This is a genomic window from Trueperaceae bacterium, from assembly GCA_002707365.1.
Classification (GTDB): domain Bacteria; phylum Deinococcota; class Deinococci; order Deinococcales; family Trueperaceae; genus UBA6957.
Genome location: PAMQ01000010.1, coordinates 21,291 through 33,837, shown reverse-complemented (window position 1 = coordinate 33,837; position 12,547 = coordinate 21,291). Strand labels below are relative to the sequence as shown.

Sequence of the window (12,547 nt, the reverse complement as noted above, 5' to 3'; positions counted from 1 at the left end):
GTACGATTTAAATCAGGAGGTTAATGATGTTGCTCAGTAAGTACTGTTACCAAGGAAAGGAGAGATGGTCTTATGATGAACAGCTCCTCACGGTTGGCACAACCCTGGCAGACTTGCTCCGCGAACCTTTAAGGGACTTGGTGAGCACCATCGAATCTAGGCTTACTTCAGAGAAGATTCCCTCCGGTCTATCGTCAGTCGCGCCGATCGATGTTGCTCAGGAAGTGTGGGCTAGTGGAGTAACCTACCTTCGGAGTCGCGATGCACGAATGGCTGAATCGGACATTGCAGATGTTTACGACCTAGTTTATGACGCAGATCGGCCAGAGCTGTTCTTGAAGGCATTAGGTTGGCGTGTTAGTGGTCACGAGGGACCAATCCGTGTGCGCAGCGATAGTGACTGGGACGTCCCTGAGCCGGAACTTGTACTGGTAATTAACTCGCAACTGGAGATCGTTGGGTTTACTGCTGGAAACGACGTTAGTTCTCGCCAAATTGAGGGGGCAAACCCGCTGTACCTGCCACAGGCAAAAGTGTACAACGGTTCTTGTGCAATAGGCCCTGGAATCGTTATTTCGGATGGAAGCCAGAAAGATTTTGCTGGGCTACCGATATCATTAAATATCAGCCGAGGCGAAACTCTTGTTTTTAATGGGGAGACCGATACCTCTCAAATGAAACGTTCCTTTACAGAACTAGCTTCACACCTTGGTCGGGAGTTGGACTTCCCAGACGGGGTTTTTCTGATGACAGGAACAGGTATCATACCCCCGGATGATTTTTCTCTAGAATCGGGTGATTCAGTCGAAATCAAAGTTGGCCAGTTAACTTTAACTAACAAAGTTTCTTCACTGTAGGATGAATGTTTTTATCAGATTTTGTTTAAATCGTTGTTGTGTTACGGGGTGAATACAACTCATTCAGGCTTACTTTCTAATTCGTGGATGGTTGGTAGACTTTTAGGAGTTTGAGGGTACGAGACGCGGCAGGGGGTCGCGATTGTGTTGATAAACACTCTTCCCTTTCATCATTTCTTAGGGATGAGCCGTTCAGCTTTTCGTTTCATGGCAATCATGTTTTTGCTATGCGTTGGAGTGGTTTTGGCGCAAGACTTGTGTGCTGAGCCCGATCCACCCGAAATGCCGCGGCCTGAAACACCTATAGCGATGCCTGAAGACGTTCGCATTGGTCTGTTTAACGCGGTTTCAAGTGCGGTACGGGATTTTTACCTTTTTGAGGATTTTAATGGTGTTGACTGGGATGCTGTAACAAAAGATTTTGCTCCTTTCGTATTGGAGACTGAGAACGCTTGGGCTTATTACGACATTCTTGACCGGATGGTTGGGACTCTTGATGATCCTCTAACCACTTTTATGAATCCTCTTGTGTTAGAGGCTGCTGCTGCTCGAGAAGCTTCCTATGGTGGTATTGGTGCATTACTTGACCGATCCTGGGTTAAACGTCCTGATGATGCGTTGCGGGTGGTGGCTGTATTTCCAGATAGTCCAGCGGAGGAAGCGGGACTTCGTCCTCGTGACAGGATATTGGCTGTTGACGATGACACCTGCGCTCGTGTGGAGATCATTCGTGGGCCAGCGGAAACTACCGTAAGATTACTGGTGGCATCTCCTGATGAGGATCCACGTGAGATACCAATCGAGCGGGGTACTGTAACCGCACTTATATTGCCTGAAGTGCGCAAAGTAGGACCAGACAGCACTTATGGATACCTTCGGCTGGTGAGCTTGTCAGGTGCCGAGACTCTTCGTGCTATCGAGCAGGCTATGGCGTTCTTTGCAACGCCACCCGGTATCGAAGGTTTGATTCTTGATGTGCGTGGTACTCGCACAGGGGCTCCAGGTGTGCTTTTCCCGCTCCTTTCGTACTTCTTAGAGGGAGAGGTAGGTTCTTTGTATACCCGGGCTGGTGATAGTGTGATCGAATTGCCGCCGGCTCCCCTCAAGCGTGGTTTTGACGAGGTACCTATTGTGGTGCTTGTAGACGACACCACAGTTGCCGAGGCCGAGCAACTTGCTGTACTACTCCAATCTCAAGGAAGGGCGCAAGTGGTGGGCCAACCGACCTTGGGGGTTACACACGGTGTGCGGCCTCTAGACTTTGTTGGCGGCTCGCTTTTGCAGCTGACAGTGGTTGGTTTACGTCTTACTGATGGTAGCGTACTTGAACGAGCTGGAGTTGAGCCAGATGTATTAGTTGAAGTGGACTGGGCTCAGTACAGTGAACAAAATGACCCATACCTAATCAAGGCCTTCGAGTTATTAGCCAAACGTAGCTCAGGAGGCGATACACAGGCTTTTAATAGATCTTTACCATCTGCTAGTGGCGGGATAGGACATTTACTCTGGACGATTGCGATTCCAGCTATTCGCTCCCAGATGGCGGAAGAGGTCTTAGTCGAGGATGCTAGCGAACAAACACTTTCTGAGACGGAACTGCGGATTGAGCAGCTTGAGCAACAAAACACTAAACTACTGGGAGAACTTTACGATGCACGGCGTGATAAAGATAGATACCAGGAACTGGTTGAGTTATTACAAAACCAGGCCGAACAGATGGAAGCTAGCCGCCTTCTTCTCATAGAAATGCGTAAAGATATACCAGAATCCCGCGCGGAAGCTGAATTTTATCTGGAGAGAATTCGAACCCTAGGACTAAAAGCTGATCCCGTACGATTAGGGACACTAGCTAGGCGAGTACAAGAAACCAGCCAAGTATTTCTTGATTGGAGGCACGCCGATTATTCCAGTCAAGAGGAAAGCTCTCGGGCGCTTGCAGAGACTGGTGCTCACGGTTTTCCCACAGCTCTAGGTAAATACCGTGACGCTGTACTCCTTAGTGTGAGTAACAGAATAGAAGCCCTGTTGGTGTTGGTTGAATGAACCATAAAAAGTGGTAACGGAAATTTAATTGTTAGAAAATTTTATGAAAGTGGTGATGACGAGTGAAAATGGTGGCGGGAGATAGTAGTTCAATTGTGAAGGAACCTGTGTTGTTTCAAACGAGAGGTAAGCACGACTGGGTTAAAAATAATGACATAGTTCAGGCCAAAATGACGACCAGATACACAACAATGGCTCTAGCATGTCTAGTACTGACAATTTGTTTGGTGTTGGGAGTTTCGTCGGCTAAAAGTAACATTGAGATCCCAACTGCACCCGTCAAACGACCAGATTCGGGCCAAGCTATTAACCTTCTCGCACCTATAAAGAACATGCTCTCAGGGAGAGCATGGCTTCTAGTTGAGGGTATAGATCCTGGTTTATCCCGGAGGCCTGGTACCAATACTCTCACCCGCATGAATTGGACGGGACTTCAGAACGGAATGTCGCAACCAGGATCGCTTACACAGGCACCCGGTGCTGCAGCACTTGTACCGTTTCGTCAACCTGGTCCAGCGTTCAGTAGAGATCTCCTGATCACCAGAGATTTCAGTCAGATGCCAATTCAAACCGAACCTCACCTAGAAGCGAACCCGAATGATCCCGAGCACCTAGTTCTCGGGATCATTGATTACAATTTTCCTTCAAATAGTTCTTACGTTAGCTTTGACGGTGGAGAAACTTGGGAGGGTCCTAATCAGGTGCCCTATCTTCAAGATGATCGGGTCTCGGGCGGCGATCCAGTACTGACCTTCGATAACGATGGCAATGTTTACATGGCTATGATTTCGATGGGAGTTGAAGAGTTCGCAGTAGGACCTGTAGCAATCTACTCAATGGTGTCCAGCATTGCTGTATCTAGCTCAACTGACGATGGTTTTAGTTGGCCCCAGCCGATTTCAGCAGCGCGTTCACGAGTAAGTACTGACGATCTTGCCCCCGACCAGTTTGGTCGTCTTCGAGGCAATATTGATGTCGGTTTTCTCGACAAACCCTGGATGGCTAGTGGACCAAATCCTGAGGATGAGACACGCGATGTTTTGTACCTTGTATACACGGATTTTGAGACCAGACATGAGGTGTTTTGGGTTGGCGAGGTGCCTGCTCTTATCCCACGGGAAACACGCTCAACTATCAGAATGGTTTCATCTGAAGACGATGGTCTCACCTGGACAGAACCAATTGCTATTAGTCCAACCGTTAGGAAAGGTTATGGAGAGATAGATAGTGGGGGTGCTCCTGGGATATTTGGCTCCGATCGCGTGGTTCAGGGCCCACAACCAGTCGTTGGTCGCGATGGTACTCTCTGTGTCGCTTGGGTTGACAGTACAGATGACGGCAGCATGAAAGGTGCCGCCGAAATCTGGACAGCTTGCTCCAAAGATAAGGGCATTAATTTTGAAGCGCCGTCGGTAGCCACCTCGTTCAACGAAATCCCATTCAGGCCTCGCAATGCTTACTTCCGATACTGGGCAAGCTCGTTCCCACAGTTAGCTATTGGGCCTGAAAATGAGTTGTACGTTGTTTACGTGGCTCGGCCTTCAGATCGACTAGATGATGATGGTGATGTTTTTGTTGTCACTTCAAAGGATCAAGGAAAAAGTTGGACGCGTCCACGTCGGCTGAATGACGATACTGAATCAGCACTTCAATTCTTCCCATCAGTAGATGTAGGTCCTGATGGAGTGGTTCATGCGATGTGGGGTGACATGCGGGATGACCCAGTTCAGACTAGTTACCATATCTACTACACAAGGTCAGAGGACGGCGGAGAAAATTGGGGCTTCGAAGACGAACGCCTTGGATACAGTGTGGGAGATACGCGAGTTACCGACTTCGCGTCCAACCCAAACCGAGCATTCCCTAATGGCCTATTTATTGGTGACTACTTCTCGATCAGTGCCACTGAGGACGAAGTCTATATGGCTTGGGCTGATTCCCGCCTCGGTGAATTTGGTGGTGTCAACCAAAAGATCGGCTTTTCGCGCCTAAGTGCTATACCATCGCCCGAAGTATTTCTTTCGCCTGCAGCCGGACCAGGGGGCCAGGAAGTTACTCTCCAAGGATTTGGCTTCCAACCTAAAATGGACATTTTTGTATTACTTGGAGACTCAACCATAGCCCTAGCCCGCACCAACGATGAAGGACGTTTCTCTAGTCGATTGTTCATGCCGGTAACAGGGGAAGGTGCTCAAACATTGCGAGCAGTTGACGCTAGCGGTAATGTTGCCAGCACATCATTCTTTACTGAATTCGGTTTTGGATCAATAGAAGATTTGATGCTGCGTCTCGAACAACAAGTTGATGAAATAAAAGATCAGCCTTCCACGGACGAAGATTTGGATGGGCCACTCTCTCAAAGTGGTACTGGTATTAGTGGTCCGCCGTCTGCAGGTTTAGATATACCCGCTGCCGCCTCAGGTTTCCCCGGCTCAGGTTTCACCAGTATAGGGAGACTAATACCGTGGGCACTCGCATTTTTAGTGATCCTGTTAGTCCTAGCTGCTTGGAGTTCACTATCTGTATGGAGTTTGCGGAGAACATTGTTAACTAAGAAACAGACTCAGGAGCGAGACTGAAAGGAGAAACCAATATGGGAATAATGGCTCCAAAATATTGTGGACTCAACGGGTTTTGGCGTTCATGAATCGTCCTACTAAAGTCGTGTGGGCAATCACAACATGCTTTGTTCTAATAACAGCCACTGTTCTTGCCGAGGAATACGAGCCTCCCCACTCGCAGCCTGGTCCTGCAGCTGATAAAGTGTTTTTTCGATCTTTTCATGTTGATCGCGCACCGCTCGAGCTTACTAGTGGCAACATGGATCTGTACTATTTTGGTTTACGTACAGACGCCGCATTAGATTTACAGGACGACCCAACAACTCAACTTTACGAAGCTCCTTCCACAACACTTTCGCTTATTCTCAATCCAGCACCTGCTCCAGATGGCAGACTTAATCCCTTCTCTCTGCCTGAGGTCCGGCGCGCGATGCAGTTTCTTGTAGACCGAGAATTCATAGCTCAAGATCTCTACAGGGGTCTTGCAACACCGATGTTGTCGCACGTAAGTCCACTCGACTACGATTACCTCACGGTGTACGAGATAGATCGAGGTTCGGGCATTCGATATGACCCGGAATTTGCCCGACAGCGCATTGCAGAAGCAATGCGCGGTGCAGGAGCTGAATTTGTTGACGATCGTTGGCACTACGGTGGTCAGCCGATTCGCCTACGTTTTATCGGTCGCGTAGAGGATGAACGGCGTGAGATTAGCGATTTAATTCGAGCCGAGCTTGACCAGGCTGGGTTCGACGTTGCTATCTCATATCAAAACTTTGCTCCGGCTGTACTTACCGTTTACTCCACTGACCCTGCTTCGTTTGAGTGGCATCTATACACAGAGGGTTGGAGTCGAGGTGCACCGCGGCGGTACGATGTTGGCACCATAAATTCCATGACTGCCCCCTGGTTGGGAAACATGCCAGGTTGGCAGGAAATGGGATTCTGGCAATACGAAATGCCCCGTTTAGATGAATTAGGCAAACAGCTTTTCCGGGGCGAGTTTTCAAGTCGCGAAGAGCGCGACGCCGTATACGCAGAGATGACTTCTCTGGCACTTGATGAGTCAGTGAGAGTGTGGTTAGCCACAGTTACTAACAACTTTGTCTCTACTGCAGAGTTAAAAGGTGTGACAAGTGATGTAGTCGCTGGACCGCGGTCGCCTTGGACCCTTCGAGAAGCGTACGTCCCAGGGCGCCAGGACTTGACCGTAGGACACCTATGGGTATGGACTGAACGCACCACCTGGAATCCGATAGCTGGATTTGGTGATGTTTACGGCGTTGACATTTGGCGAAACCTTACGGATCCTCCCCTCTGGAACCATCCATTTACAGGCGTACCAGGCCCTTTTCGTGCATCTTTCGAAGTTCAAACTGCCGGGCCGGATTCTACTCTGGAGATTCCAGACGATGCGATGCTTTGGGACGTGACGGCAAAGCGCTGGGTGCCTGTGGAACCAACAGCTCAAGCGCGCAGCAAAGTAATATTCGATTACTCAAAGTATATTGGTAGTAACTGGCATCACGGCCAGCCAATAACCATTGCCGACGCTCTATACAGCATCGCGCAAGCTTATGAACTAGCCTATGACCCGGATAAGGCCCGCACCGAAGCTGCGTTAGCCATTACCTCTCGACCGTATCTTGAGACCCTCCGAGGCTACCGCCTACTAGAAGACAACCGGCTCGAGGTATACGTCGACTTTTGGCACTTTGACCAGAGTTCTATTGCTGAGTACGCGAGTCCAGCGTCCTTCTCAACCCCATGGGAAGTTCTTGCCGCAATGGATGATTTGGTGTTTTCGCAACGCCGGGCTGCTTATAGCGACACAGCCGCAGCACGTTTCAATGTGCCTTGGATCAGCCTTGTAATGAAACGCGACGCTAAGTTGGTTGAGCGCACCCTAAAGAGGTTCTCAAGAGAAGAGTTTCAGCCAGAGGGCGTATTTGATTTCGGAGGCCGTACCCTTGTGGCCGCCGATGAAGCTGAGGAGCGTTATAGAGCTGCACTAACCTGGATTGACGAGACAGATCATCTAGTGATTAGTAATGGTCCCTTTTGGTTGGCTCGTTACGATCCACCAGCACAATTTGCTGAGCTACGGGCTTTCCGAGATGAATCCTATCCCTTTCAGCCGGGACAGCGATACCTTGGTCAGCCAAAAGAAATTCTTATTGATGCTCCTGTTGAAAGTGCGTTGCGCTCCGGCAAAGAAGGAGAATGGGAAATCAATGTTACGGCTCCCGGTGAGCTCGAATTGCGTTATCTTTTACTAGATGCTGCTACTAACCAAACAGTTGATAGTGGTATTGCCCAGCAGGACGAAAATGGGTTGTTCAAAGTCGAGGTGACGACCGAAGTATCTAAGGATTTATTCCCAGGTCTCTATCATCTGCATTTGGCTGCTTCGTCTAGCGAGCTTGCGCTTATTGCTGAACGACGCGTAGATGTAGAGGTTCTTCCGTAGCGTGACTCCTTCGCTGTTGCGCCCACTAGTGGTGCGAGCAGTAAGCTTGGTCGCGGTTCTCTTCGTAGTTCTCATCCTTCTTGTGGTGAGTCTTGGTGCGACTGGATTTAGCGAGCGAATGCTCGGTGCTGTTATTGGGGAGGAGTTACGTGCCCTGCGCCCGGCTCTAGCAGAGACAATCAAAGACCCAGAGGCCCTAGAAGTAGCGCTTGAAGCACGGCGTACTGAACTTAACTCTTCCTATGGCCTTGACCGAGCATGGTTTCAGCGTTTGCCCAGTATGGCTTTACAAGTATTTACCCTTGATTTGGGTGTAGCTCGTACCATGCGAGCTACTGACGGAAGCAACCGTATAGCTGATATTGTCCTTGAGCGGCTTCCCCCGACTATTCTTTTGCTCACCACAGCAATGATGATTACAGCTGTTATTGGTTTGACACTAGGGGTTTGGCTTTCCACTCGTGTTGGCAGCCTTATCGATCGTATCGTTTCATACATGGCATCAATTAGTTACGCTCTACCAGCTTGGTGGACAGGGATCTTGCTGATATTACTATTATCGTTTCAGCTTGGACTTTTGCCAGCAGGAGGAATGTACAGTACCCCTCCGCCAGAGGGTGGATTCGCACGCTTTATCGACTTAGCCTTTCACGCTATCCTACCAGTGTTAACTCTCGTACTTGTTGGTCTAGGGCCATATATATATGTGGTTCGGACCATCACGTTAGATGTGGCCCAGGAGGACTTCGTTATGCTGGCACGAGCTAAAGGTTTGCCTGGGCACTTGGTGGAGCGCCGGCACGTGTTACGTCCGGCAGCGGCCCCAATAGTTACAGGTCTGATTCTAGGGCTTGCTGGCTCGTTAGGGGGCTCGATCCTCGTGGAAACAGTATTTGATTGGCGAGGTATGGGGAGACTCTACTACGATGCTATTGTAGGCACGCCAGATGAAGGGCTCATTATTGGGCTGACCTTCATGTTTACATTACTTTATGTTTCAGCCCGCATGGTGTTGGAGGTGCTGTACGTGCTTCTCGATCCTCGTGTGCGTTATGAGCATGGGCAAACGCTCGGTTCTTAGACAACTTTTCGACTCAGCTCCTGGGCGCTTGGGCTTGAGTTTACTGGTGGGACTGACACTTACGTCCCTTTATGTGGTGTTCACCTATCCACTCGACTTTGGTCCCTCGCGTTGGAGCAACCCAGCTGTGTGGTCCGATAATCCGTCCGCTGCCCCCCCTAGGTGGACGAACTGGTTTTCACGCGAACCTGGACCAGTGCACCAAGTCACAGAAACTCGTGAGCCAACAGTAGTCGGGCCCCTAGGCCCAGGGGAATCTCGCGTTTTCGAACTACCGTTTAATCACGACTCAAATTTGGCACCTACCTTCCTTTCTCTTACATTGGGAGAGATTAACTACTTTGCGAGGCCTCCCCAATACTGGGTAACGCTGATAAGGCCCGACGGTTTGCGCATACCGTTAGCGCGCGAGGTAGTGTCAGGGCCAAGGTTAGGAGAGAGCGGACCTTTCATTCGCTACGCAGAGACACCTAAACGATTACTTCTTACCAGTGGTAGGGATGTAGTACCGATTATCGTCGACTCGCTCTATTCCGTATATGAATCAGCAGGCGAAGCCTCATTCCGTGATGAGATCAAATCAAGACCCTTGAGAGGGCTGTTCGGTGCACCAAATTCGGACGGAACGATCGATCCATTGACCGGCCGCTATGTTCTCGAAGTACGTTTTACACTTGCTGACTCGGGTGATGTGGTCTCAAGCGTGCGAGGTGTTGCTGGTGGTGCTGCATTTGGTTTATTTGGGACGGATACATTGGGTCGTGACCTTGCCGAGGGCCTCCTATTTGGTTTGCCCATTGCTCTTCTAATCGGTGTTTTGGCTTCCACCCTCAGCACTCTGATAGGTACTACCCTCGGATTAGTGAGTGGATTTGTTGGCGGGCGTACCGACCTAGTAATCCAACGAGTTGCCGACGTTATGAACAACGTACCAGCTCTACCACTACTGATCTTCCTAGTGTTTATTTTGGGATCACAGTTGTGGTTAATCCTAGCGATCTTAGTGGTATTTAGCTGGCCGGGTTTAACCATCTTAGTGCGGTCAATGGTGTTGCCCCTTCGCAACAGTCCTGAGGTAGAGGCAGCACGTACATTAGGAGCATCGACAGCTCACATATTGCGTCATCATGTATTCCCCCATACTGCGCCCTTCGTGCTTGCGCAATTGATCTTCTTCGCTCCTGGAGCGATACTTGCCGAAGCAGGTCTTTCTTTTCTTGGGCTTGGAGATCCTAGTTTACCGACCTGGGGTCAGATACTAGAGCAGGGATTCCGAACGGGTGCAGTGTTTTTAGGTTATTGGTGGTGGATAGTACCGCCTGGACTCCTGATTGTACTTACAGCCGTTACCTTCATGCTACTGGCACTAGGGATGGAAACGGTCGTTAACCCGCGTCTTCGGGAACAACAATGAAACATCTTCTAATTGATAATTTGAATGTAAGTTATCGGCGTGGCGGAAACGAGGTAAAAGCGGTCGATAACGTGTCGTTAAACCTGGCCCTCGGTGGTGAGGCTTTAGGGATAATCGGGGAATCGGGCAGTGGTAAAAGTAGCCTCGCTAGGGCGCTAATGCGTCTACTACCAAAAGGTACTACTATCTCCGGTCGAATGCGCCTTGGGGACCTCAGCCTAGAGAGCATGAGCGATGAGCAATTCCGTACCGACATACGCTGGCGTTGCATATCAATGGTGCTTCAGAACGCAATGCATGCTCTTAACCCGGTGTTGCGGGTAGGGGAACAATTGGCAGAGTGTTGGCGACTTGATGCTTTGGGTCGACGTGAGAGCCGTAACCGAGCATCTGAATTGCTAGAACAGGTCGGCCTTGGGCCAGAGATTAGACTTCGGTACCCGCACGAGCTCTCAGGGGGTATGCGCCAGCGTGTCATGATTGCCATGGCCCTAGCGTTAAAGCCCGATCTTCTAATTCTAGATGAGCCCACTAGTGCACTTGACGTATCGATCCAGGCACAAATCATGAACCTTCTGAAGAATTTGTGTTCGGAATATGGCGTGTCGATGCTTTTCATTACTCACGATCTTGCCCTCGCTAGTGACCTGTGCGATAGACTGGCAGTTCTCTATGCAGGACAAGTACGTGAAATTGGTCCAGCTGAAAAAGTCCTTACAGCCCCTAATGATCCTTATACTCAGGCGCTGTTGAACAGCATTCCGCGACTACGAAGTAACACACGCCCAACTTTCCTTTCCGGTACACCGCCCGACCCAAGTTATCCCTTCCTAGGGTGTCGCTTTCAACCCCGTTGCTCCGTAGCGTTCGAGCCTTGCCAAACTCATGAACCTGCTCTAGTTGAAATCAAAGCCGGCCCGTCAGCCCGCTGCTGGCAATACCAGCCGTTACCTGATGGAGTGAAACAAGAAGCTAACTTGTCGGACAGCGGCAATGAATCAGAATCCGGTAAATCTTCATCTGTTCATCCTAATTCTTCTCGTTCTGAAACCCTACCAGTAGCTGACGTACATCATAATGAGGACCCACTAGTAGAGATGAAGGGTGTCAGTTTTTACTATTGGGTTAGACGCGGTTTCCTCGGTAATGCTCCGGTAAAAGCATTAGAACTAGTTGATCTTAATCTTTACCGCGGTGAAAGTGTTGCAGTAGTAGGGGAGAGTGGAAGTGGAAAATCTACACTCGCACGGGCGCTCTTACGATTGGGAACCCCAGTGCAAGGACGAATCAAGTTCGATAATCAGGACGTCACGGTTAAGACCGAAGCTGATTTACGGTATTTTCGCCAAAGAGTACAGGCAGTCTTTCAAGACCCCTATGCCAGCTTGAGTCCTTACCAACAGGTGTACAATCTAGTTGAAGAGCCACTTGTGGTACAAGGAGTAAAATCCGTAAAAGAGCGACAAAGACGCGTCAAAACTGCACTTGAAAAAGTAAAACTCGAACCTACTTCAGAGTTCGCAAAACTATACCCTCACGTGCTTTCTGGTGGTCAGAGACAACTAGTGAGCATTGCCCGAGGCATGGTATTAGAGCCACAATTATTGGTGGCTGACGAACCGGTTTCGATGATCGACGCTAGTAGTCGTGCCGAGATTTTATATTTACTCCGTGAACTACAGGAAGACAGTGACCTAACCCTCCTGACTATTACTCACGACCTCGCTAGCGCCCGATACTTCGCTGACCGGATTGTGGTGTTGTACCTTGGTCGCGTAGTTGAGATTGGGCCGGCTTCGAGGGTCATAGATTCGCCAATGCATCCATACACCCGTGGTCTACTTGCCGCGGTTCCGGAACCGGATCCAGCAAACCGCCACAAAATGCGTTCCGTCATAGATGGCGAACCTGCTAACGCATTAACAGTGCCTAGTGGTTGTCCATTCCACGCACGATGCCCAGAGGCAATACCAGGGATTTGCGACGTTACTTTTCCAACAAAATCTAATCATGGTGAAGGGCATGATGTAGCTTGTCATTTGTACCCAGGTGAGGGTGGTGGAAAAAATTAAAGACAAAAGATATTTCTGTGGAAATTGGTTGATCCTTTTCGAGGCGAAT

7 protein-coding genes are annotated in these 12,547 nt (G+C 49.6%); all 7 read left to right on the top strand.

Going from position 1 to position 12,547, the window contains the following annotated elements:
- Nucleotides 1–26 precede the first annotated feature (26 nt).
- The 7 genes from CMO31_04470 (at nt 27) to CMO31_04440 (ending at nt 12,498) form a co-directional block, all read left to right on the top strand.
- On the top strand, nt 27–857 hold the full coding sequence (locus tag CMO31_04470) for a fumarylacetoacetate hydrolase (protein MAZ53255.1): 831 nt from the start codon (nt 27–29) through the stop codon (nt 855–857).
- A 144-nt stretch (nt 858–1,001) separates the two neighbouring features.
- A complete protein-coding gene (locus CMO31_04465) occupies nt 1,002–2,900 on the top strand; it encodes a hypothetical protein (protein MAZ53254.1) in 1,899 nt (632 codons plus the stop codon).
- 62 nt (nt 2,901–2,962) lie between these two features.
- Entirely contained in the window at nt 2,963–5,479 is a 2,517-nt protein-coding gene (locus tag CMO31_04460; GenBank protein ID MAZ53253.1) for a hypothetical protein, read from the top strand.
- A 64-nt stretch (nt 5,480–5,543) separates the two neighbouring features.
- Nucleotides 5,544–7,931, top strand: a complete 2,388-nt coding sequence (locus CMO31_04455) for a hypothetical protein (GenBank protein ID MAZ53252.1) — start codon at nt 5,544–5,546, stop codon at nt 7,929–7,931.
- Nucleotide 7,932: 1 nt separating this feature from the next.
- Nucleotides 7,933–9,012: a peptide ABC transporter permease gene (locus tag CMO31_04450; protein MAZ53251.1), complete on the top strand. Its 1,080-nt coding sequence runs from the start codon at nt 7,933–7,935 to the stop codon at nt 9,010–9,012.
- Nucleotides 8,924–10,426, top strand: coding sequence for a peptide ABC transporter permease (locus CMO31_04445; protein ID MAZ53250.1), 1,503 nt, complete (start codon nt 8,924–8,926; stop codon nt 10,424–10,426). The genes CMO31_04450 and CMO31_04445 overlap by 89 nt, the downstream gene beginning before the upstream one ends.
- A complete protein-coding gene (locus CMO31_04440) occupies nt 10,423–12,498 on the top strand; it encodes an ABC transporter ATP-binding protein (GenBank protein MAZ53249.1) in 2,076 nt (691 codons plus the stop codon). The genes CMO31_04445 and CMO31_04440 overlap by 4 nt, the downstream gene beginning before the upstream one ends.
- The last annotated feature ends 49 nt before the right edge of the window (nt 12,499–12,547 follow it).